The sequence below is a fragment of the Neobacillus sp. DHD-1R genome, assembly GCF_057747995.1.
The window spans coordinates 4,294,864-4,316,656 of the sequence record NZ_CM173232.1 but is presented as its reverse complement, the minus strand read 5'-3'; the positions used below and the strand labels follow the sequence as shown (position 1 = coordinate 4,316,656).

At 39.1% G+C, this 21,793-nt stretch carries 21 protein-coding genes; 10 read left to right on the top strand and 11 right to left on the bottom strand.

Annotated elements, in window-relative coordinates; all coding sequences use genetic code 11:
• Positions 1–6: 6 nt before the first annotated feature.
• From ilvN to AC3ANL_RS21265, 9 genes are all read right to left on the bottom strand, one after another.
• Positions 7–528 (bottom strand): acetolactate synthase small subunit, encoded by a 522-nt coding sequence (gene ilvN, locus AC3ANL_RS21305; RefSeq protein WP_488326355.1) that lies wholly within the window; start codon positions 526–528, stop codon positions 7–9.
• On the bottom strand, positions 525–2,252 hold the full coding sequence (gene ilvB / locus AC3ANL_RS21300) for a biosynthetic-type acetolactate synthase large subunit (RefSeq protein ID WP_488326354.1): 1,728 nt from the start codon (positions 2,250–2,252) through the stop codon (positions 525–527). Before ilvB ends, ilvN begins: the two co-directional genes overlap by 4 nt.
• Before the next feature lie 748 nt (positions 2,253–3,000).
• A complete protein-coding gene (gene ilvD / locus AC3ANL_RS21295) occupies positions 3,001–4,671 on the bottom strand; it encodes a dihydroxy-acid dehydratase (RefSeq protein WP_488326353.1) in 1,671 nt (556 codons plus the stop codon).
• Between the two features lie 400 nt (positions 4,672–5,071).
• Positions 5,072–5,806, bottom strand: a complete 735-nt coding sequence (locus AC3ANL_RS21290; protein ID WP_488326352.1) for an exonuclease domain-containing protein — start codon at positions 5,804–5,806, stop codon at positions 5,072–5,074.
• On the bottom strand, positions 5,793–6,779 hold the full coding sequence (locus AC3ANL_RS21285) for a DUF294 nucleotidyltransferase-like domain-containing protein (protein ID WP_488326351.1): 987 nt from the start codon (positions 6,777–6,779) through the stop codon (positions 5,793–5,795). Before AC3ANL_RS21285 ends, AC3ANL_RS21290 begins: the two co-directional genes overlap by 14 nt.
• 82 nt (positions 6,780–6,861) lie before the next feature.
• Positions 6,862–8,121 (bottom strand): ammonium transporter, encoded by a 1,260-nt coding sequence (locus AC3ANL_RS21280; protein WP_488326350.1) that lies wholly within the window; start codon positions 8,119–8,121, stop codon positions 6,862–6,864.
• Positions 8,122–8,326: 205 nt separating this feature from the next.
• A complete protein-coding gene (locus tag AC3ANL_RS21275; protein WP_488326349.1) occupies positions 8,327–8,656 on the bottom strand; it encodes a MerR family transcriptional regulator in 330 nt (109 codons plus the stop codon).
• 325 nt (positions 8,657–8,981) lie between these two features.
• Positions 8,982–9,119 (bottom strand): hypothetical protein, encoded by a 138-nt coding sequence (locus AC3ANL_RS21270; protein ID WP_488326348.1) that lies wholly within the window; start codon positions 9,117–9,119, stop codon positions 8,982–8,984.
• Between the two features lie 182 nt (positions 9,120–9,301).
• Positions 9,302–9,691 carry a hypothetical protein gene (locus AC3ANL_RS21265; RefSeq protein ID WP_488326347.1) on the bottom strand — a complete coding sequence of 130 codons (390 nt, stop codon included), beginning with the start codon at positions 9,689–9,691 and terminating at the stop codon, positions 9,302–9,304.
• Positions 9,692–9,993: 302 nt separating this feature from the next.
• Between AC3ANL_RS21265 and AC3ANL_RS21260 the strand changes: the two genes are divergently transcribed.
• The 3 genes from AC3ANL_RS21260 (at position 9,994) to AC3ANL_RS21250 (ending at position 12,339) form a co-directional block, all read left to right on the top strand.
• Positions 9,994–10,791, top strand: a complete 798-nt coding sequence (locus AC3ANL_RS21260; RefSeq protein ID WP_488326346.1) for a basic amino acid ABC transporter substrate-binding protein — start codon at positions 9,994–9,996, stop codon at positions 10,789–10,791.
• A gap of 172 nt (positions 10,792–10,963) precedes the next feature.
• Positions 10,964–11,620, top strand: coding sequence for an amino acid ABC transporter permease (locus AC3ANL_RS21255; RefSeq protein WP_488326345.1), 657 nt, complete (start codon positions 10,964–10,966; stop codon positions 11,618–11,620).
• Entirely contained in the window at positions 11,617–12,339 is a 723-nt protein-coding gene (locus AC3ANL_RS21250) for an amino acid ABC transporter ATP-binding protein (protein WP_488326344.1), read from the top strand. Before AC3ANL_RS21255 ends, AC3ANL_RS21250 begins: the two co-directional genes overlap by 4 nt.
• A 308-nt stretch (positions 12,340–12,647) precedes the next feature.
• Here the strand turns inward: AC3ANL_RS21250 and AC3ANL_RS21245 are convergent, their stop codons facing one another.
• Positions 12,648–12,908, bottom strand: coding sequence for a zinc ribbon domain-containing protein (locus tag AC3ANL_RS21245; protein ID WP_488326343.1), 261 nt, complete (start codon positions 12,906–12,908; stop codon positions 12,648–12,650).
• Positions 12,909–12,924: 16 nt separating this feature from the next.
• Positions 12,925–13,434 carry a hypothetical protein gene (locus tag AC3ANL_RS21240; protein ID WP_488326342.1) on the bottom strand — a complete coding sequence of 170 codons (510 nt, stop codon included), beginning with the start codon at positions 13,432–13,434 and terminating at the stop codon, positions 12,925–12,927.
• A 150-nt stretch (positions 13,435–13,584) separates the two neighbouring features.
• Between AC3ANL_RS21240 and AC3ANL_RS21235 the strand changes: the two genes are divergently transcribed.
• The 7 genes from AC3ANL_RS21235 to AC3ANL_RS21205 all read left to right on the top strand — a co-directional run bounded on the left by AC3ANL_RS21235 (position 13,585) and on the right by AC3ANL_RS21205 (position 21,789).
• Positions 13,585–15,252, top strand: coding sequence for an acyl-CoA dehydrogenase family protein (locus AC3ANL_RS21235; RefSeq protein WP_488326341.1), 1,668 nt, complete (start codon positions 13,585–13,587; stop codon positions 15,250–15,252).
• Between the two features lie 176 nt (positions 15,253–15,428).
• Positions 15,429–18,182, top strand: coding sequence for a dynamin family protein (locus AC3ANL_RS21230; RefSeq protein WP_488326340.1), 2,754 nt, complete (start codon positions 15,429–15,431; stop codon positions 18,180–18,182).
• Positions 18,183–18,372: 190 nt separating this feature from the next.
• Entirely contained in the window at positions 18,373–18,738 is a 366-nt protein-coding gene (locus tag AC3ANL_RS21225; protein WP_488326339.1) for a VOC family protein, read from the top strand.
• Positions 18,739–18,781: 43 nt separating this feature from the next.
• Positions 18,782–19,219: an SRPBCC family protein gene (locus AC3ANL_RS21220; protein WP_488326338.1), complete on the top strand. Its 438-nt coding sequence runs from the start codon at positions 18,782–18,784 to the stop codon at positions 19,217–19,219.
• Between the two features lie 569 nt (positions 19,220–19,788).
• A complete protein-coding gene (locus AC3ANL_RS21215; RefSeq protein WP_488326337.1) occupies positions 19,789–20,034 on the top strand; it encodes an RtcB family protein in 246 nt (81 codons plus the stop codon).
• Between the two features lie 118 nt (positions 20,035–20,152).
• On the top strand, positions 20,153–20,851 hold the full coding sequence (locus tag AC3ANL_RS21210) for a response regulator transcription factor (RefSeq protein ID WP_488326336.1): 699 nt from the start codon (positions 20,153–20,155) through the stop codon (positions 20,849–20,851).
• 2 nt (positions 20,852–20,853) lie between these two features.
• Complete coding sequence (locus AC3ANL_RS21205) at positions 20,854–21,789, top strand: sensor histidine kinase (RefSeq protein ID WP_488326335.1); 936 nt, start codon at positions 20,854–20,856, stop codon at positions 21,787–21,789.
• The last annotated feature ends 4 nt before the right edge of the window (positions 21,790–21,793 follow it).

Genomic DNA, 21,793 nt, shown 5'->3' with positions numbered 1-21,793 from the left:
ATATTATTATTTTAATAGTGAATATGTTGCTAGTTCGTTTACTTGTGGCTGATGCCCGCGTTGTAAGGCTGTCAGACCAGTTCTGGCAATTTCTTTAATGCCGTAGGGGCGAAGCATTTCAATCAAGGCGTCAATTTTATCAGGACGACCTGTGATTTGAACGGCAAGACTATCTTTACTAACATCAATAATCAAGGCACGGAACGGATCAATAATACCATTGATTTCACTGCGCAGCTGGCTGCTGCTGGCCACTTTTATCAGCGCGAGTTCACGGGCGACAATTGCCTTATCTGTAATATCAGAAACTTTTAAAACATCAATTTGTTTGTTTAATTGTTTCGTAACCTGTTCTAGTCGTTGTTCATCTTCCACCTCCACAACAAGTGTCATTTTTGAAACACCTTCGGTTTCGGATGGACCGACGGAAATACTCTCGATATTGAACTGGCGCCTTTGCAAGAGACCCGTAATCCGATTTAATACTCCGCTACGGTCTCGAACAGTTGCTGTTATGATCCGCTTCATGGTTTCACCCCAATCATTTCGTGAATTCCTTTGCCAGGCGCTATCATTGGGAAAACTTTTTCTTGCTGAAGTACACGGCAATCAACTAATACCGGACCATTATGAGCAAATACTTCCGGTAAAACCGTGATAAGTTCTTCTTGATTGTTAACCCGATAACCCTTAATCGAATAGCTGTCAGCAAGCTTAACAAAATCAGGCTGTGTATGAAGAATCGATTCAGAAATACGGTTTCCGTGCATTAGTTCCTGCCATTGGCGAACCATTCCAAGTGCGCCGTTGTTGACAATAATAATTTTTACAGGAAGGTTTCTTTCATAAATAATCGATAATTCCTGAAGTGTCATTTGAAAGCCGCCATCTCCAACAATCGCTACAACTGTACTATCCGGCTCAGCAATTTGAGCACCAATCGCTGCTGGGAAACCAAAGCCCATTGTGCCAAGTCCACCAGAGGTGATCCAGCGGTGCGGCTCCTTAAAGGTGTAATACTGTGCTGCCCACATTTGGTGCTGTCCGACGTCAGTGGCGACAATTGCTTCACCATTCGTTACTTTATGAATGGCTTCAATTACCCATTGTGGACACATTCCGTTTGGACCATGTTGATACCATAGTGGATACTCGAGCTTGTATTGGTTCAATTTTTCCAACCATTCAGCGGCATTTGGTGATTCTACCTGCTGCTCAAGCAGCTCGCTTAGCGCCTCTTTGGTATCAGAAACGATTGGAAGATGTGTTGGAACATTCTTACCAATTTCGGCAGGGTCGATGTCAATATGGGCAACCTTCGCATATGGGGCGAAGTGTTTAAGATTGCCTGTTAATCTATCATCGAATCGAGCTCCAAAGTTAATTAGCAAATCGCATTCGTAAATGGCCATGTTAGCTGCGTAGGTTCCGTGCATTCCAGCCATTCCTAACGAAAGAGGATGATCTGCAGGAAAAGTACCAAGTCCAAGTAAAGTGGTGACCACTGGGATTTGGTGTTTTTCTGCCAAAGCCGTTAATTCGGCTGATGCTCTTCCGTGGAGTACACCGGCGCCCGAAAGGATTACAGGCTTGACAGCCTTTGAAATGGAATCGGCAAGCTTTTTAATTTGTAATGGATTTGGCTTTGTTGTTGGCTGGTATCCAGGTAAATCAAGGCTTGCTTCTGCAAATTCTCCAGTTAAAAATCCAGCGGAGATATCTTTAGGGACATCGACTAAGACTGGACCTGGCCGTCCGGTAGAAGCAATATGAAAAGCCTCCTTGACGATGCGTGGTAAGTCTGCAATAGATTGGACCTGATAATTATGTTTCGTTATCGGCGTGGTAATTGCCATAACATCTGCCTCTTGAAAGGCATCTGTTCCGATGACGTTTCGTGCAACCTGCCCGGTGAATATAACAAGAGGCAGGGAATCCATCATCGCATCGGTTATTCCTGTGACAAGGTTAGTTGCTCCAGGCCCTGAGGTTGCAATAACAACTCCAGGTTTACCGGTAACGCGGGCATACCCTTCAGCAGCATGGATCATTCCTTGTTCATGTCGGAAGAGAATATGCTCGATAGTACCTTTGGCGCGGTAAATGGCGTCGTATATTGGCAGGACAGCACCACCAGGATATCCAAACAGAGTTTCTACACCTTCTTTTTTTAGTAAGTCGATGAGAAGGTCTGCGCCGGTTCTTGGCTCGATACTAGTTTGGACCTCAAGCTTTTTTGCTTCTACTTTCACGTCATAATCCCTCCTTAAGGGTATTTGAATATTTAAAAAATTATTGGTAGAACGTTGTCAGAAATGCGTTGTTTTGTTATTAACTTCCATCTTATTCCTATTTTTGTAGAATCATAGCTGATTTTTGTAGAATAACTCACTAGATTTGTAGAATTCCCTACCTATTTTGTAGAATAGTCGTTAATTTCAAAAAATTCAACACCCAATTCCGTAGAATTCTCTCAATATTTTATGAAAAACTTCCTCTAAAATAGTAAAAAAGGCCTTTTTCTCCACGAATAAACTGCAGTCAAGACTACAAAGCAGAATAATCGGGGAGAAAAGACCTTTCCATTTCTCGGTACCACCCGGATTTTTACAGTATCCTTACGAATACTGCCTTATGAAGCGACAACTAAAAAACGCTTCTTTTGGTAACAGGTGTCCATGATTGAACACCTGATTGAGCCTACTAAGTTGACTATTCAGCTCAACACTCAGGGATGATGTCAGAATAAGTTGTATTACTGGGCTTCCAGCAACCCCAGCTCTCTGAAAATACAAATTCTTATTCCTTTATTCCCGTCATCGATTTAATATTATTTTTTTGTCAAATGATAATCATTTAACGCTTTTAGTACCTTAACTTCTTTAAGAAGGGGAGGGGTACTAGTAATTCCCTGTATTCTTCTAACTTTGATGACTGTCTAGCTCCAGCACCCTCGCGGCTAGTGTATTTCGCCGCTGACCAGGGCGCTTGCGCTTTTCTTTATATTTTCATAATCCCGCCAGTATTGGCAGAAGTAACAAGTTTTGCATATTTTGCAAGATAACCGGTTTTAATTTTCGGTTCTGGTTTAACCCAGGCCGCACGTCTTTCGGCTAACACTTCATCATCGACAAGAAGTTCAATGGAGCGTGCCTCAAGATCGATTAAGATTTTGTCACCATTTTCAACCAATGCAATTGGGCCGCCTTCAGCTGCTTCTGGTGAGATATGGCCAATTGAAATTCCACGGCTAGCACCAGAGAAGCGGCCGTCAGTGATCAGTGCAACTTCTTTACCTAATCCACGTCCCATAATAGCAGAAGTAGGTGCAAGCATCTCTGGCATGCCCGGACCGCCTTTTGGTCCTTCATAGCGAATAACTACAACGTGCCCTGCCTTAACAGTCCCGTTATTAATATTCTCTTGGGCGTCATCCTGATTTTCAAACACAATGGCTTCACCCAAGAAGGTTTTAATGGAAGGATCTACTGCACCAACTTTGATAACTGCGCCATCTGGAGCAATGTTTCCATATAGGATGGATAGTCCACCAACAGGGCTATATGGATTATCTTTTGTCCGGATAACCGTTTCGTTTGTGATTGTTGCCTCTTTCACATTTTCATAAAGCGTTTTTCCAGTAATCGTTAAACGATCCTTATGCAAGGCGCCATCTACTTTATAAAGTTCGTTAAGGATGGCACTTACTCCACCTGCACGATGGATATCTTCCATTGAGTAATCGGATGCAGGCATAATTTTTGCTAAATAAGGGACTCTTTCAGCAATTTTGTTAATCTCACTTAAGTCATATTCAATACCAGCTTCATGGGCTATTGCCAATGTATGAAGAACGGTATTTGTTGAGCCGCCCATCGCCATATCAAGTGCAAAGGCGTCATCGATGGCATCACGTGTAATGATGTCACGTGGGCGAATATCTTGTTTTACTAGTTCAATTAAATGTCTGGCAGCTTGGCGAATGAGCTCATGTCTTTCTTCTGATGTGGCAACGATTGTGCCGTTACCAGGAACAGTCATTCCTAAAACTTCCATTAAGCAGTTCATCGAGTTAGCTGTAAACATTCCGGAACATGATCCACATGTCGGGCAGGCATTGGTTTCAATGTCTAGCAGCTGCTGCTGACTAATGGTTCCATTATGGTAAGCACCAACACCTTCAAAAACAGAGGTTAGGGAAAGATTCTTCCCCGTTGATGGTGAAACCCCGGCTTCCATTGGGCCTCCTGAAACAAAAACAGAAGGAACGTTGGTTCTTGCGGCTGCCATTAGCATTCCAGGAGTGATTTTGTCACAATTTGGAATGTAAAATACTCCATCAAACCAGTGAGCATTAATGACGGTTTCGGCGCTGTCAGCAATAATCTCGCGACTTGGAAGGGAATAGCGCATCCCAATGTGCCCCATGGCAATCCCATCATCTACGCCAATCGTATTAAATTCAAATGGAATACCACCTGCTTCCCGAATGGCTTCTTTTACAATTTGACCGAAATGATTAAGATGTTTATGTCCTGGAATAATATCAATATACGAGTTACATACTCCAATAAATGGTTTTTCTAAGTCACTCGTTTTTACCCCGGTTGCATATAAAAGACTACGGTGGGGTGCCCGATCAATTCCTTTTTTAATCATATCGCTACGCATCTATTTATCTCCTTACTGACAATGGCGTGGTTTGCTCCAGTTGGATAGCAAGCCACCCCGTCTATCGTGACAATTATTCTAAATTCTTCTAATAATTGATTGGTAATTTATTTTAGGCCTTGTTAACTATTGATGATTATTTTCGATAATCATACAACCAATCGATAACATGGTCAACACAAAAATCTGACAATTCAAATAAATATAAAAAACTGGTAGCGTTTACATCGTTGCTGTGATAAGGAAAAGGAGGGAAGTATTTTTTTGAAAATTTTTTTTATTGAGTTATTAATGAAGGGGGATTATAGAGAAATAGCAGCGGTATGTAAGAGGGAAGTATTGAAACTCCAGTGGTTTACCACTATATTCATGGTACAAAATTAAGGGAATATATTTTGTTTTAACCCATCTTGGCAAGAAATTCGTACACTTCCCGTAAATGGTGAAATCCTTTTTGTTGAGCCAATTGGATATAATGTCTCCAAATTTTTGCGGTCATGATGGCATCACCAAGAGCATGGTGACGATTGAGGACTTCAATACCACATTCATGACAAACTTCATCAAGCGAAGCTGATTTCATGTACGGGTTTGATAAACGGATCAAAAAAGAAGTATCGATAATTCGATGATCAAATTTTGTTTTTAGTAAATCTTGCGTCATTTTTTTCATAAACGATTGTTCATGGTGGGCATGGTGTGCTACGAGAATATCACTTTTAATAAAGTTAAAGAATTGCATGCATACGTCTGTTGCAAGTGGAGCTGTACTTAATTCTGAATCATGAATATTGGTTAATGCAGTAATTTCCTCTGACAATGGAAGGTCTGATTTTACTAAAGTATAAAATGTTTCTTGGTCCTTAATTTGATCGCCTGCCATTTTGATGGCCCCAATCGAGATGATTTGATCTCCTTTTTCTGGATAAAAGCCAGTCGTTTCTAGATCAAACACCACCACTTTTAATTCATTAAGTGGAATGTCTAAGCTGTTTTTCAGTTTCATTTCTCTTTGCAGCTCTCTAATAAAAGCTAACTGCTGAAGAGAGGTTGGTTCTTGTAAACTGGCGTAAATATTGGAATTGAGTCTTCCTGATATATTCCTGAAAAATTGAAACATCTCATTCATTCTCATATAAACCTTCCTTTTCTAGTAACCTTCTGATGTTATGAAAGAGGGCAGCACCATGTTTGATGATGTCCTTAACCTCTTTGGCTTGTTCCTTAGTGAATTGGTTAATGGCTAAATAGTGCCCGGAATCATAGTTTGTATGATCACCAAACAAGAGACGGTAGTTTAGTAGTTTTAAGAATTGCTGTTCATACAATTGTTTGTCACCAGCAGGAAACCAAGTCGCTGGTATTTTTTCAAAACGTAAAAGGGTAGATGTCTCTAGCATACTTTCTTTAATAGAGATAAGGCGTATAGCATTTACATATGGAAAGAGACCGATTTCTTTTATATTCAGTGCACCAGCATGCTTGCCGTGTGTTTCAACTAAAAGCTGGCCTAATATGTTGATGCCCTTTTTTAGGTGCAGAGTATTATTTAAAGACGTTGTAATCAATTTTTCTTTGCTCGTTGTCTTATAGATATGTGTTTTTAAACTATTAACATATGAACTCTCACCATAAATTGTTCTTCCATCCAGGAAAATTAATAGGTATCGGACATGTTCCCATGAGGATTCAAGAATCCAAGTCGTTAATTGCTGCTGCCATTCGGATATTGATTTACACCAGAATGGATTACTGGACATCACGCCTCCATCACAATATGGATAACCAGCTTGATAAAGACCTCTTGAAATTTCCTTTCCTAATGTTAAAAAGTAAGATTTAACGTCATCGTTCTGATTAAGGTAGATAATGCCATGGTCTTGGTCACTCCAAACAGATTGTTCAAATCTTCCAGCACTCCCCATTACAAAAAAAGTGAACAATGATGGCGGCGGACCGTACTGTGCAGATACTTGTTTCAGAGCATTTGCTAAGACCTGTTTGATAATTTCATCATGCAATCGGTTTAGCTTAAAATGGTCGGTGGCAGCCTCCTTCATGTGGTCTTTCCTAAATTCTGCTATTTCCTTGTACATATCATTATTCATCCTGTCACCGCCCTTTATCAAAACAATATGGTAGTGGTTGTCACAGGGTACATCCACTACCGCAATCTATGAAATGAATTTTTTAGGCATTTAGCTTTTGTTCAGCTTTAATCAATTCTGGATATCCATAGCTGCCATGCTCGCTCATATCAAGACCGATAATTTCTTCCTCTTCCGTGACACGCAACCCTTTCATTGCTTTTTTCATGATTGCAAGAAGGATGAAGGAAACGATAAAGGCGAAAGCGCCGCAAGTGACAACTCCCAGTGCTTGAACACCAAGTTGGTGGAACCCGCCGCCATAAAATAAACCAGGCTTTCCGACAGTTGCTAATTCTTTTGTTGCAAAGAATCCTGTAGATAATGTTCCCCAAACCCCTGCGGTGCCGTGGACTGATAGAGCAGCGATTGGATCATCAATTCCATTGCTTTCAAAGAAACGCATGCTATAAAATACGAGGATTCCAGCAATAAAACCGATAAGGACAGCGGCCCATGTTTCAACAAATGCACAGGAAGCCGTAATGGCAACCAGCCCTGCTAAGGCACCATTTAACATCATTGGAACATCTGCTTTACCCAATACCATCCATGAGATAATCATTGCGGCAACTGTACCAGCAGCGGCAGCTAAGTTTGTATTGATGGCAACAAATCCAAAAAATGCTTTATCAACAGATAATGTACTGCCAGCGTTAAAACCAAACCAGCCAACCCATAATAATAATACGCTTAATGCGGTGAATACTTGGTTGTGCCCTGCTAAATTATTTGCTGAACCATCTTTATTAAACTTTCCAATACGAGGTTTTAAGAGAATAGTAGCTGCTAATGCTGCCATGGCACCAGTTAAATGGACAACGGTTGAACCTGCGAAGTCTTGTTTTCCATGTTCTGCTAACCAGCCGCCGCCCCAAATCCAGTGTGCGATAGGAGGATAAACAATGACTGAGAAAAGTACTGCAAACACGAGATATGCACTTAGTTTAGCTCGTTCAGCAAACCCGCCAAACGCGATGGTTAACGAAATACCTGCAAAGGCTAATTGAAATAAAAAGAAAACGGAACCTGATAATGGCAATCCATCAATATCATATCCTGAATAAAAGAAATCAGAGAATCCAATTAGAGGATTTCCTTTACCAAATATTAACCCATACCCGACTGCCCAAAACACGATTGACCCAATTCCAAAGGTAAGAATTGTTTTGCCTGCAATATGTCCTGCATTTTTCATTCTGGTTGATCCTGTTTCGAGAAGGATGAAGCCTCCAATCATTAAAATGACGAGTACAGCTCCTACCATTACCCAAAGACTGTTCATTAAAAATACTGTATCCATTTTTTCTCCCCCTTTATCGTTATGTTAATTTTTATAACATTCAGTGTAGTAGTATTTTTACATGGAATAAGGTCAGGTTTCTATAATATTGGAAGATTATCTAACATGGTTTTTGAGTTTTATTAAAATTTTGACGTTCCTATGGGGGTTAGGGCAAAAAAAAGCCCCGCTTCTTATAAAAGAAACGAAGCTAAGAAAAAGCATGTTAATGATTCTTCCGTAATCCAAATTGGGCATTAAGCTGTCCTTGAATCATTTTCCGTCGAATAACATCTTGATTTTGTTTCTTTTGTTCACGAAGCATTTCCTTTCTTATTTCGTGTGTTTGAACCCCGTCCTCAATTTTATTGGCAATGTCCATCAGTAATTCCACATCAGTGAAGGAAAATTTACGGCTTCCGCCGGGTGACCTTTCAGGAAAGATCAGTTTTCTTTCTTCGTAGTAACGTATTTGCCTTTCAGAAAGACCTGTTAGGTCTCTGACTATGCCAATCGTAATGACTTTTTTATCTTTATATGACAAATCTTTTCCCATCTCAGTCGCTCACCAGCCCTATTGTTTACGATAGTTAGAATATTCGTTTAATATTATATGTTAGATTTTCTCACATGTAATTAAACTTTTGAACTATAATGCTTAATATTTTGAAAAAAATTCATGAGGATTAGAAAGAATGTTATTTTTTTGGGGGTATTGATTTTTTATAAAGACTTGCAAGTTCACTGGTTGTGAGAGATTGGAGCTTAATTGTTGAATCATAAAGTTCTGTTTCGGTTAATTTTTTTAAATAATATTGTCTCAGACGGTTGAGGCCTCTCCGCAATTGAGTTGTCAAATTCCATCCTCCTTCAATTAGACTTTATGCATTTTGAAGTCTTCTTAAAAGTTCGTTACCTTTTGAGCCCATTGTTTTCATCAGCTCCTCATATAATTCATCTCTTAACCTATCTAACTGAAGAATTCTTTCGGCTAATTTAATCTCATGTCTTTGCGCCATTAAGTATCTTCCTTTCAGAGTTTATATAAAAAAGTTAACTTAATTTTTGGCATTTGTCAGTGATGATGTAAGAAAAATTAACAGGATATTTCCTCCTGATGAAGTCCCGTGAGAGAGAATCTTACTATGTAAACTGATGAATGGAAAAAGAACCAGGCATCGGCCTGGTTCTCACATATTTCTTAATACTCTCCATCAAAAGGTGTAAATGGAATGCTAAATCTTCTTTCTAGTACACGAAGTCGTTGATTAACCCGTTGGAGCCGGCGTTGCAGTTGGTTGATCTCTCTTTCTTGCCGTTCATTTTGCCGTTCAAGCTGATTGACACGTCGTTCCAATTGTTGTGGCTGCCTATTAGGGTCATATGGATCTAGTGGAACGTAGGAATTAAAGTTCTCTGTTGGAAGGTAAGGATTCACTTGCTCTGCTGGAAGGTAAGGATTCACTTGCTCTGTTGGAATATAGGGATTCACATGCTCTGCCGGAACATAAGAATTCATTTGGTCTACAGGGACATAGGAATGGTAATCAATCGACATTTGTGGTTGTTGATAATAGCCATGCGGGTACATGTGGGCATCTCTCCTTATGTGATAATACCCTATAAATTATGCAGTAATATATATAGGGAGACGGCGGATGCCTATAGTAAGCTCGATTATAGAAAAAAGCCTAACTTTATAAAGTGAAAACGTTTATAGCACAAGACCATAATCTAAAAAATCTCAATAAAATTATCTCCTATCATATTAGTATAGTAAAAAAATAAAATATTGAATAAACAAATAAAAGCAGTTATAATCAAATATATTCTAAATATTATCAATTTTTTAATAAATTATTATATATAAAAAAATAAATAGGAGGCTAAAACATGAAAAAAATGAAATTAGCAGCAGTAATGATGGCAGCATTTCTCTTAGTCCTATCTGCCTGTGGAACAAGTAAAACAGGGGGAAGCGAGAAGAAGACCTTAAGAGTTGTTACTGATGCTGCTTATGCTCCATTCGAATACCAGGATAAAGGAAAAATTGTCGGTTTTGATGTTGATTTTGTTAATTCAGTAGCCAAAGAAGCTGGCTACGAAGCGAAGATTGAGCATGTTGGCTGGGATCCAATTTTTGTTGAAATTGAAGGTAAAACAGCTGATTTAGCTGTATCTTCTATCACGATTACAGGTGAGCGAGAAGAATCGTATGACTTTACTGTTCCTTACTTCTTATCAAAAAATGAAATCCTCGTACCAAAAGGAAGCTCGATTAAGAGCGCAAAAGATTTAGAAGGTAAAAAGATTGCCGTGCAAAATGGAACAACAGGACAGGAAGTTGTTGAAAAACTTTTTGGTAAAAATAATCCTAATCTAAAAAAGTTTGAAAATAACAATTTAGCTATCCTTGAATTAAAAAATGGCGGCGTAGATGCCGTTGTTGCTGATAACTCGGTAGTAGAAACCTATGTGAAAAATAATCCAAAAGACAATTTCGAATTTATCGAAGACGATGGTGCCTTTCCAAATGAATTTTATGGCCTATTATTACCTAAGGGCAGCAAGCTTAAGGCCGATTTAGATAAGGCTGTTAAAGAAGTAATCGATAATGGAACCTATGCAAAAATCTATAAAAAATGGTTTGATGTTGAACCGGATACAAAAGTTTTAAAAGATCAACAATAACGAAAGGCGGAAGCGTCCGTTGTGCGCTGGAGCTGGATAGTTATCAAAGATTAACACCATCTTTCTATCTTATGGAAATTGCGTAACTTCTAATCATAGGCAGTTACGCAATTTTTGATTAGACTGCTAAATTCATTACATAATAGAAACGCGTAATAGAGGGGGATCGATAATGGATTTTCGGTGGGATATTATTGTAGAATACGCACCTTTGCTATTAAAGGGAACTTTATTAACGATTGGATTCTCGATCGCCAGTATTTTGATTGGTACCATCCTTGGTTTATTTATAGGTTTAGGGAAAATGATGCGAAAAAAGCTATATGCACTGCCGTTTAATTGGTACATTAACGTTTTCCGCGGCACACCGTTAATGGTTCAAATTTTATTAATTCATTTTGCCGTTGTACCCGCATTTTTAGGTACGACGAATGCTATCGTGGCAGCAATATTAGCACTTTCCTTAAATTCAGCAGCGTATGTAGCGGAAATTTTTCGCGCGGGGATTCAGTCGATTGATAAGGGGCAGATGGAGGCAGCCCGTTCACTCGGTATGACACATGTACAAGCTATGAAATTTGTTATATTACCACAAGCACTTAAACGGATGATTCCTCCGCTTGGCAATGAGTTTATTGTTCTCATTAAAGATTCCTCATTAGCTGCATTAATTGCGGCTCCAGAGCTGATGTACTGGGGGCGGGCAATGCAAGGGCAATATATGCGTCCATGGGAGCCATATCTTTCCGCGGCAGTCATTTATCTGGTGCTTACTCTTTCGTTAAACTACCTGTTAACCCGACTTGAAAGGAGATGGGCGACAGAATGATTAAGGTGAAAAATTTAAAAAAGTCCTTTGGAACGAATGAGGTTCTTAAGGATATCAATGTAACGGTTAAACCGCAAGAGGTAGTAGTTGTCATTGGACCATCTGGCTCCGGTAAATCAACATTTCTTCGCTGTATTAATATGTTAGAAACGATTACCGGTGGTCGTGTCTTGATCGAAGGGGTTGATATTACGGATAAAAAAACCGATATCAACAAAATTCGGACTGAAGTGGGCATGGTGTTCCAGCAATTTAATCTATTTCCACATAAAAAGGTCATTGATAATATCATGCTCGCCCCAATCAAAGTAAGAAAAATGTCAGTAGAAAAGGCAAGAGCAAAAGGCTTGGAACTTTTACGAAAAGTGGGGCTAGAGGATAAAGCCGAGGCCTATCCTGATTCGTTATCAGGCGGGCAAAAGCAACGCGTGGCGATTGCCAGAGCACTAGCAATGGAGCCGAAAATCATGCTGTTTGATGAACCAACCTCTGCGCTTGACCCAGAAATGGTCGGCGAGGTTTTGGAGGTAATGAAGCAGCTGGCCAAAGAAGGAATGACGATGGTTGTCGTCACACACGAAATGGGCTTTGCCAAAGAAGTCGGCGACCGTGTCATTTTTATGGATGGCGGCCTGATTGTCGAAGAGAACATTCCGAATGAGTTATTTGATAACCCACAAGAGGAGCGTACCAAGGCCTTTTTAAGTAAGGTATTATAAACAATTTTTCTAAAAGGGAGCTGGAAACAGCTCTTTTTTAGTTGTTAATCATATTGTGACCGCTAAAGCTATTTTTTCAGGTGAACGGTCATAAAAAAGAATAATTGTGCCCGTGCGGTTTTTTTTGGAGGGGTGAACGGTCATAAAAAAGAATAATTGTGCCCGTGCGGCCTTTTTTGGAGAGGCCAGCGGTCACAAAAAAGAAAAATTAAGCCCAGTGTGCTCGTTTTATCAGCAGAAAGGGTACAATAAATTTTTAATTGTACCCTTTGAACTCATTTTCCAAAAAATAAAAAAGATGAACACCGTCATCTCTTCCATCTTTCCAGCTTATGAATATTTCTTGTGAACAGACCAGCAACAAATTTGGGCATTCCAAATTCCACAATCTTATCTTTAACTCTTTCTTTCATTTCCTCTACTGTAAGATCAGGAAGCGTGAATTCTCCATTCATATAGCAGTGACTGCAATATTTTGTGCTTTTGGAGGCATCCTTGTCTGTCCCGCCGCCTAGCTCATCTTTGGCTAAGGGCATTCCACAGCTTTGACAATTTTTATAAGCTGCCATTTTTCACACTCCTCTTCTATTTTTCGAAATCAAACACTTCTACAATTTTATCCGCTTTTACCCTGTTTTGACACAGCCTAAATAATTGCTCCAAAAACTCCTCTACCTCTAACAGTGTGGAAGGAAGTTTGATTTGAACTGTCGTCGTACCAAACATTTGTTTAAAATAAGCTTTTCGTATCGTGTTTTTTCCATCCCTTTTTAACGGATTGTATGTCCAGATAAGATGTGGTCCATCGTCTAGCTCTTCAATTTGGCGAATCTCCGCGCAAGTCGTGGCCTTATTATAAGCATAAATCACTAAATAATAATTGTCATTTCGATGCCAATCAATGAATAAAAAATAATAGCCCGTGTCATATGCTGGGCGAATCACCTCATAGGCGGCTATTGTTTTCTTTCCGTTTGCCCACTGATGAAATTTTGGTAACATCCCGCCGACTAGTGGCAGCCTCTTTATTTCATAGGAGACAGGATTTGAGCTTTCCATTTGATGGGCTAAAAAAATTGCTTGTTCCTTTTCCAAATCATAATTCCCCTTTAGGTGTTTGATTCCATTATACTTTGTGGACCGGACAAAAGTAAGATTGTTCAATCTATTTTTAACGCATAGAAAAGGTCCTATACTATGTTTATTGATTATTCTGAAAAATATTTTAAAGGAGGTTTATCCAAAATGAACTTTTACACAGAAGACCTGTCATTTCAAATCTTGTTAAAAGAATTAATAGACCCGGATTTCTTTGCTTATGCAGACCAGGAACTGACCGTGTTTGGCGAAAAGTGTGCTACAGTCATAGATGAACGAGCTAGATTTACTGACAGGGAAGGACAACCGCGTTTAATAAAATACGATGCGTACGGTGAAGATATTTCTGAAGTATGGGTGAATGAGGGGTATCGAAGAACTAAAGAAGATATGTATCATACAGGCATTGTCGGCTATGTTCATAAGGATATTCCTGCGCTCGGGGTAAAAGGTAATTATATCTATTCATATGCACAGGGGTATATACTCTCCCAAACAGAGCCAGGGTTTTACTGTCCCGTTACACTAACGATGGCGACGGCTTACTTATTAGATCAATATGCCTCAGAGGATATCAAGCAGCGCTTCCTGCCGCATGTTATTTCAACAGGAGAGGTTCCCCTCTATGAGGGAGCCACCTTTTTAACAGAACGTCAAGGAGGCTCGGATGTGGGGGCCAATGAAACAAAAGCTGCCCGGTTTGACGATCACTTTAAACTGACCGGAGAAAAATATTTTGCCTCCAATGCCGGGATGTGCGGGGTTGCCATGGTGTTAGCACGGAGAGAAGGGGCTCCAGCAGGAACGAAAGGGCTGACTTTATTTGCGGTACCGTGGAGAAAGGCTGATGGTACATTAAATGGAATCCGGATTCGCCGCCTGAAGGATAAACTAGGAGTCAGAGCGGTTCCCTCTGCCGAAGTTGAATTTGACGGGGCGGAGGCCTATGTTGTAGGCGATCCGACTAAAGGATTTTACTATATGATGGAGGCACTTAATTTATCGAGGGTCTGCAATGCCGTTGCCTCACTTGGAATCATGAGGCGGGCTTACCGTGAAGCGAGGGAATATGCCTTAAGAAGAGATGCCTTCGGCAGTAAGCTTGCGGCCTATCCAATAGTTAAGGATACGTTAACAAGGTTGGCAGCAAAGTTGGAAATTGAAACAAGGTCTGTTTTTACGTATTTGCCATTATTTGAACGGGTCATGCGCAATGCTGCCAGTCAGACAGAGTCTGTACTCAATCGGCTTTATATCGCCCTTTTGAAAAAAGAAACGGCAGAACAGGCGATTCATTTTTCGCATGAAGCCATTGAAATGCATGGGGGAAATGGTTATATTGAAGATTTTGTTACCCCAAGACTATTACGAGATGCACAGGTCCTTACTGTCTGGGAAGGAACAGCTAACATTCTTGGGCTGGAGGTTCTCCGGTTAATTGAGAAGTTTAACGCAGATGAACTCTTTTTAGAAGAAATGAAGCAGCGCTTACAAAGTATGTCATATTTGCCGTCGGAATGGGTGGAATATGTGAAAAACGGCATTGGTCAACTAGAGAGATTAACTGAATCGTTACGAGCAGCATCGATGGACCACAAATCCTATCATTCGAAAAAGATTGCTGAATGGATGATACAGATCCTTGAAAGCGTGGTGGCGCTTGAATATGCAGCAAGTGGTAACCAGCGTTCGATCAAGGTGATGGAGGTTTTCATTGAAGAAACCTGGAAGGCGCCATATTTGTTTAATGAGGAATTAAGGACAGTCGATTATTTTTCCGAGATAGTTTTGAGTACGGAGAGTGGAAAACAGTGACAGTTAACTCGTTTGTCTTTAAAAAGAAATATAACTGACATCATTTTATAAAATTCCTTTGTTAGAATCGTATAATTGGGACTTAAATGCGGTATATACGTCGTATAGTATATGGAATAATTATGTCACTTTTCCATATGAATGACATAGAGTGTTTGCAATTGGAGGGAAAGACAATGACGTTAGAGGATCAATTAATACAAAAGACGTATTATAAAATGTTCATTAATGAACATGAAAACACTCATCCGATTCGTGTTCTCGGCGAGGCGTTTCAGGAAGAGGCGAAAAAGGATCTGCCAGACTTATCGTCCATACGCTTTGCACAAGGTGAAGTGTATTTTCATCATAAGGATTTTGAGACCGCTATTTTTAAATGGGAAAACATCACCGATGACCTTGAGACCTGGGCTAAGAAAAATTCTGCGGATGCCTATTACGAGCTTGGAATGCTTTCAACTGCGGAGGATATCTATACGGCAATTAAATCGGATAATGCCACATTAAATACAGAGGTTGCCATACAATTATTCTCGCTATATATTGAGCGCGGTAAGATAGATGCGGCTGTTTCCACGATCAAAAAGACAATTGCCGCAAACCCGGACTATCCGCATGTTACCGAAATGGCCCGTACCTTTTTTGAAGAACAGCAGGATTGGAATAATGCCGTTGAACTAGCAGTAATCGAAGCTAAGCGCCTAGAGTCCTTAGAATGGTTTGAGATCCTAAACAGTTATATTGGAAAAGGGGTTACGAAAAGCCATGCTCCGAGCTATTTTATCCAAGCATTAATCCTCTTGTATAGCCTGGATAAGAAAAAGTTTGAGCAGCTCGTTACCTCACTGTGGGGCAGCTACGAACATGAAGAATCTTATTTTACATGGTTAAGAGAAATTAACCAGCTATTGCTAAATCTAGATATCAATCGTGATGATAACTGGTCTGAACTTGCTAGACTTCATAAAGAAGCTTATTTTGACTTAATTGAAGGAAGATATTTTATTAAAATGCTTCAGGATTTTATTCCAGACTTACTAACGAATTGGCTTCGTTTGGCAGATGACGCAAGTATCGTGATATCATCCGCTGCTGTACTTTCGTGGAATGAGCTGTTTCCTGCAAGCATTAGTTCATCCATTGTCCGTGAAGCTGAAGAATTAATCAGCATGACCGAAACGGACATGGATGAACTTGATGAGTGCCTGACACTTTTTGATGCTATTATGAATTGGGCCCAAACACATGAGATGGGTGACAATAACAGAGTAAAATGGTTAGTCGAACAATTAGTAGATTTTGATACACAAAATCTACTCATTACTGGATTAAGCGGAAGTGGAAAATCTACTTTTATTAATAGTGTTCTAGGCGAAGATCTACAGGATTGTCCGACCTCGTCTGTAGTGATGTTCAAAGATGCAGAGGAATTAGAAATCACTGAAATTACGAATCGAGAGATTAATCGTTTGGATGGTTTTTCTGAATTCCAAGAACGCATGGAACGCCGTCGAAATGCCTTAGAATCGATCATTGAATTTAGACTTCCAAACTCCTTTTTACAGGAAAATAGGGTTGCATTCATCGATACCCCAGGATTAAAGGGGAATCATTATGACCGATATGAAGTGTTGAAGAACCTGCATGTGGCCGACACAATCCTTTTTGTGCTTGATGCCAATGCCATGCTTACAGATAATGAGCGAAGTGTTCTGGCACAAATCCAAGAATTAGCACCCGATATTCCAATCCACTTTCTGTTAAGCAAAATGGATACCATTGCGGGTGATCAGGAAGCGTTAAGAATTTATGAAGAAACGAGCTCGACCATTCAGTCTTATTTGCCTGACGCAAAGGTATTTGCCTTTTCATCGGAATATGATAGAGTCTCACAGTTGAAGGACCTCCAAGCGTTTCTTCAGTCAATAAAAAATACCAGAAACATAGAAGATAAACGCTTGGCAAAGCTGTTGTATTTTATCCGAACGACGATTTCAAGTCTTTTACAAAAACGAATTGATGTTGAAAATCAATTAGTTGAGTCTGTGCGCTGGAATGAAGAAATGCTAATAAAGACAAATGGAGCGGTTAATCAACTAAAAGATACGGAAGTCCAAAAAACAAGAGCGATCACGAAAGCATACCGAGCTATTAGGGAATCTATTGAAAAGGATATCTCGGAATCTATTCCTGCTATGCTTAAGGAATGCTCCGTGTTAATCAAGGAAGATAGTAATTTTAGTCAAATTCATTTAGAGCTTAATGATGAAATGAATCGAAGAATCCAAGCTTATGTAGAACAAACAGTACTGCCAAAATTTTATCGCTCTTTGCAGGAATGGATTGGCCAATCCAAAGAGGAATTCGATCAAGCACAAGAATTTTTGAATGAGATGGGTGAAGCCTTTAATCATATGTACGGGGAAGAACGTCTTAAGCTTGAGTGTGATTTTAAAGTGCTTGATGACTGGCTTCGTGATATTGGCCGTATGACAAGTGGATTCCAGCTTGAAACGATTAATATTCTCTTGCGCCGTACTCCGTCACAATTTTTATTAAAAAGTGCAGGGAAACTGTTTGGTGCGCTTTCGCAAAATAAAGCTATGCTTTATAACAAGTACAAATCTTTTGTAGAGAATGAGGATTACTCTGAAGCTGTTGCAGCAATCAGAAAGCAATTTTTTCAGCCGTTTGAGTTGTTTGAAAAATCACTAGAACGGGATGTCATCTTGTTCTTCAAAAGTCCATTAAGGATATTAAATGATTCTGTTGAAGAGGCTCGTTTAGGTATTCAGACCAATCAAGAAATGCTTAATAAAATGAACACCAATCCGGAAATGTTCCGTGATCCATTGACACTTTTTGAGGTAAGACTGCATCAATTCGAATGGATGACCGTTGCTGGCAAAGGAATACAAACCATATATTAAAACAACCCAAAAAGGAAGATGGAATGAACATCTTCCTTTTCTAATGGGACATATCTATCACCTCCTTTATATCGAGGTAGTACATTGTAAGTAAATGCGATTTATGTTGAAATGGACTAGTATGGAGTAAAAAAAGTTTAAAGTAGAATTAGAAATTCAATATTTATAGTAAACATATGGAGGAATAATAATGAAAAGTGCTAACCCCTATGTATTTGTTGACAACTGCCAAGAGGTTATCGAGTATTACCAAAGTGTAATTGGCGGAGAAATAACTAATATTCAGAAAACCGCTGATAACAAGTGCTTACACGCCGAACTCCATCTTGGTAATAGTATTATTCATTTTTCAGATACCTTTGGCCAAACTCACCAGGGTGATAACGTTAGAATCAGCTTAGAGTGTGAAAGCGAAGAAGAAATTAGAAGAGTGTATGACCTATTAAGCAAGGATGGAAAAATAACTGCTAAATTACAGGATACATTTTGGGGAGCGATTCATGCTAATGTAGTGGATCAATTTGGAATTGGCTGGTTACTCAATTACCAGAAATAAACTGAAACGGCATTTAACTATTCAAAAGGGGATGATCTTCAAGATGAACAACCTTACAAAAATGAACATATTAAAACCTGCGAAGGAAGTATATGAAGCCTTCGTTGATCCTTCAAAGATCGGAAATTTTTGGTTCTCGTCAAGTTCAGAAAGATGGGAACAAGGTAAGATCATAACAGTGAGATATGATGAATACAATGCTCAATTAGATATAGAAGTATTGGAAGTGGAAGTAAATAAAAAAATCATGTTTCGTTGGGGTGCAAATGGCGAAGGGCATATTGTTAAACTTATCTTTAAAGCCGTGGATCACAATAGTACCGTGGTGGAAGTAACTGAAGAAGGTTTTAAAGAAAGTGATGAGGATTTTATCAATCAAGTGCTAGACAATAAAGAAGGCTGGGTGTTTATGTTAACCTGCTTAAAAGGTTACTTAGAATTGGGTGCGAATCAATTAAGAGGTGGATTAGTGAAAGATTGAATGTAAAAAGAGCACACTTTATTAATGCATAAAAAAACAGAGGTTATTCCTCTGTTTTTTACATTTAGTTGGGTAGAAGAAGGTCAATTATAAAGATTTGTGGAATATAAATGAAATGAAAAGAATTTTTATTTAATCACGGAGGTACCTATGGTGTTTTTATTTTGGCCGTGTTTGATTGCCTCACTTTTATTCTCCATCATTGCTCTCAGCACAAATAAAGCTAAATTTCTTATCCTATCCGCAATATTAATATTACCTCCCTCACTATATCTAGCAGCTACACCACGCTTCCTCATTTGGGGCTTACTATTTCCTATCCTTTATATTGCTGCGGCTAAATCCATAGCTAAGAGATGGAACCTGTTAGCCATTTTGTTTATCCTACCTAATGTTATTTTAATAGGCTGGCTCGGATTTATTGTTATAAATCAATAGTTTAAGATAGTTTTTCAAAAAGTTTCCCTTAATCTGTGACAGGAAATTTGTCACAGTAAACTCGTTGCCTTAATCTACAATATTTGGTAGCCTATTGGTAATATTCAGCACCACATGGAGCGGGACGTGTCTTGAGTCGAACAAAGGCAATGAAATCATTAACTATGGAAGATTTCCACAGTACCATGAAGGGCATCTGGACGACATCAGTATCTGAAGAAGCTCTCGATGAAGCGCCAATGGCCTATAAGTCAATGAATGAAATTTTAGAAAAAGTTGAAGAGACGGTTGAGATAGCAGGCTTTATTAAACCGGTTTATAACTTTAAAGCCAGTGAAAAATTTAATCCTGCTAGATTTAAAAAAGCAAAGATTTAAAAGAAGAGAGGCTTTTTAGCTTCTCTTTTTATGACGCTTTTGCTTTTTTTAACAAAAAAAGGATTTTTTGGATGATGTATGGAAATAACTTTATAGCAATGAACGAATGGGGGTTACCATGAAACATAAAATATTATTAGTAGAAGACGATATGGCCATTAGCGAAATGGTCAAAGGACAATTTTTAAAAGAGGGATTTGAAGTGGTACCGGCATTTGACGGAGAAGTAGCACTTGAGTTGTTTGCCAACGATACGTTTGATTTGATTTTACTAGATTTAATGCTGCCGAAATTGGACGGAATGGAATTTCTCAAAATCATTCGCGGAAAAAGTATGATTCCTGTTCTAATCATGTCGGCAAAGGATGGAGACTTGGATAAGGCCTTAGGGCTAGGTTTTGGCGCAGATGATTATATTGCCAAGCCCTTTTCGATGATTGAATTAACGGCAAGAGTAAAGGCGGCCATTCGAAGGGCGACTCATTATTCACAAACGGAAACAAAGCAAGAAACAAAGATACTAACGGTCGGAGAGCTAACCTTAGACTTAGAAAATTTTTCATTACAAAAAAGTGGAAGAGAGGTAAGGCTGACTGCTAAAGAGTTTCACATTTTAAAACTATTTATCTCGCATCCAAGCCGTGTTTACACAAAGGCCCAAATTTACAGTTTAGTTTGGGAAGAAGATTATTATGGTGATGAAAATGTGATTAACGTCCATATGAGAAGGCTGAGAGAAAAAATTGAGGATGATCCTTCCTCACCCCAATATATTAAAACATTATGGGGAATCGGGTATAAACTTGGGGAGTTTTAGTGATGGTCATAATTTTAATCTGCATCATAATCGCCTTAGCTTTGCTTAACTATTTACAATATAAATCAAAAAATAATCATAAAGAAAATTTTACTTACATACACAAGAAGCTGAAGGGGATTATTGACGAGCAGACGGATGAAAAGCTTTTGGTACATACTAGTGATGATGACATCAAACAAGTTTTAATCGAAATCAATCGCCTCCTAGAGCATAATCAAAAAATAATGGCGAACTACAATAAAACCGAAATGTCGATGCGAAAAATGCTTGCTAATATCTCGCATGATTTAAAAACACCATTGACGGTGGTGCTCGGTTATCTTGAGATTATGTTGATTGATCCGCAACAAAGTAATAATGAGAATAAAGAACTACTAAAAAAAGTCCACGTTAAAACAGTGGAGGTCTTGGATTTAATTAAAAAGTTCTTCGATCTAGCCAAACTAGAGTCGGGGGATAAAGATTTGCTCCTTACTCGGGTAAACATGAACGAACTATGCCGAAAGAATATTTTAAACTTTTATGAGGTACTAACCTCAAAGGGCTTTGATGTGGCGATTGAGCTGCCAGATGAGACCCTGTATGCACGTGGTAACGAAGAGGAACTCGACCGGGTATTGAATAATTTGATTTCTAATGCGATTCAATATGGCGGCGATGGGAAAGTGCTCGGTTTAACACTTAGAAATGATGACCAGTTTATTTACGTTGATGTTTGGGATCGTGGAAAGGGTATCAGTGAGCTCCATAAGGATTTAGTTTTTGAAAGAATGTACACGCTTGAAGATTCAAGGAACAAATCGTATCAAGGAAGCGGGCTCGGTTTAACTATTACCAAAAGGCTTGTGGAGAAAATGGACGGACACATTCTCCTTACCAGCACGCCATATGAAAAAACGACCTTTACTGTGAAATTAAAGCGAATTACATATTAATGCA

Excerpts from the sequence above, each read along its gene's own strand:
- ilvN (WP_488326355.1), bottom strand. The coding sequence starts at position 528 with ATGAAGCGGATCATAACAGCAACTGTTCGAGACCGTAGCGGAGTATTA.
- ilvD (WP_488326353.1), bottom strand. The coding sequence starts at position 4,671 with ATGCGTAGCGATATGATTAAAAAAGGAATTGATCGGGCACCCCACCGT.
- AC3ANL_RS21290 (WP_488326352.1), bottom strand. The coding sequence starts at position 5,806 with ATGAGAATGAATGAGATGTTTCAATTTTTCAGGAATATATCAGGAAGA.
- AC3ANL_RS21285 (WP_488326351.1), bottom strand. The coding sequence starts at position 6,779 with ATGAATAATGATATGTACAAGGAAATAGCAGAATTTAGGAAAGACCAC.
- AC3ANL_RS21280 (WP_488326350.1), bottom strand. The coding sequence starts at position 8,121 with ATGGATACAGTATTTTTAATGAACAGTCTTTGGGTAATGGTAGGAGCT.
- AC3ANL_RS21275 (WP_488326349.1), bottom strand. The coding sequence starts at position 8,656 with ATGGGAAAAGATTTGTCATATAAAGATAAAAAAGTCATTACGATTGGC.
- AC3ANL_RS21270 (WP_488326348.1), bottom strand. The coding sequence starts at position 9,119 with ATGGCGCAAAGACATGAGATTAAATTAGCCGAAAGAATTCTTCAGTTA.
- AC3ANL_RS21265 (WP_488326347.1), bottom strand. The coding sequence starts at position 9,691 with ATGTACCCGCATGGCTATTATCAACAACCACAAATGTCGATTGATTAC.
- AC3ANL_RS21260 (WP_488326346.1), top strand. The coding sequence starts at position 9,994 with ATGAAAAAAATGAAATTAGCAGCAGTAATGATGGCAGCATTTCTCTTA.
- AC3ANL_RS21255 (WP_488326345.1), top strand. The coding sequence starts at position 10,964 with ATGGATTTTCGGTGGGATATTATTGTAGAATACGCACCTTTGCTATTA.
- AC3ANL_RS21250 (WP_488326344.1), top strand. The coding sequence starts at position 11,617 with ATGATTAAGGTGAAAAATTTAAAAAAGTCCTTTGGAACGAATGAGGTT.
- AC3ANL_RS21245 (WP_488326343.1), bottom strand. The coding sequence starts at position 12,908 with ATGGCAGCTTATAAAAATTGTCAAAGCTGTGGAATGCCCTTAGCCAAA.
- AC3ANL_RS21235 (WP_488326341.1), top strand. The coding sequence starts at position 13,585 with ATGAACTTTTACACAGAAGACCTGTCATTTCAAATCTTGTTAAAAGAA.
- AC3ANL_RS21230 (WP_488326340.1), top strand. The coding sequence starts at position 15,429 with ATGACGTTAGAGGATCAATTAATACAAAAGACGTATTATAAAATGTTC.
- AC3ANL_RS21225 (WP_488326339.1), top strand. The coding sequence starts at position 18,373 with ATGAAAAGTGCTAACCCCTATGTATTTGTTGACAACTGCCAAGAGGTT.
- AC3ANL_RS21220 (WP_488326338.1), top strand. The coding sequence starts at position 18,782 with ATGAACAACCTTACAAAAATGAACATATTAAAACCTGCGAAGGAAGTA.
- AC3ANL_RS21210 (WP_488326336.1), top strand. The coding sequence starts at position 20,153 with ATGAAACATAAAATATTATTAGTAGAAGACGATATGGCCATTAGCGAA.
- AC3ANL_RS21205 (WP_488326335.1), top strand. The coding sequence starts at position 20,854 with ATGGTCATAATTTTAATCTGCATCATAATCGCCTTAGCTTTGCTTAAC.